Origin of the sequence: Pseudomonas sp. HMWF021, from assembly GCF_003061005.1 — a bacterium.
GTDB lineage: Bacteria > Pseudomonadota > Gammaproteobacteria > Pseudomonadales > Pseudomonadaceae > Aquipseudomonas.
Genome location: NZ_QAIK01000131.1, coordinates 1,599 through 2,172, shown reverse-complemented (window position 1 = coordinate 2,172; position 574 = coordinate 1,599). Strand labels below are relative to the sequence as shown.

The 574-nt window shown below is 61.7% G+C and carries 1 protein-coding gene; it reads right to left on the bottom strand.

Annotated features, from left to right (window positions below; translation table 11 throughout):
- On the bottom strand, positions 1-574 hold a 574-nt coding region (locus DBR18_RS17950; RefSeq protein WP_256588779.1), incomplete at both ends, for an arginine N-succinyltransferase.

Below are 574 nucleotides of genomic sequence, written 5' to 3'. Positions count from 1 at the left end.
GTTATGGATGATGAACGGCGTGGCGTCATCGCCCGGCGTACCGATCGCCAGCACCAGCGCTTCGCTGTCACGCACCGCGCGGATCTTGCTGGTTTCGCATTCGATGGCCGGGCCGGCATCGAAGATATCGACGTAGCCCTGATAGCTGAAGCCTTCGCTCTTGAGCATCGCCAGCGCAGGCTCGGTGTCCGGGTGTACCTGACCGATGACGTTGCGCGCATCCGGCGACAGGAAGCAGGTGTACAGCGGGAATTTCGGCATCAGTTCGGCGATGAACGCCTTGTTGCCGACGCCGGTCAGGTAATCGGCCTGGCTGAATTCCATCTTGAAGAAGTGCCGGCCCAGGCTTTCCCAGAACGGCGAACGACCGGCGTCGTCGGAGACGCCGCGCATCTCGGCGATGATCTTGTTGCCGAACAGTTCCGGGAACTCGGCGATGAACAGCATGCGCGCCTTTGACAGCATGCGGCCATTCAGACCGCTGCGGTAATCGGCGTGCAGGAACAGCGAGCACAGCTCGGAGTTGCCGGTCAGGTCGTTGGCGAGGAACAGCGTCGGAATCTCGCGATAGATG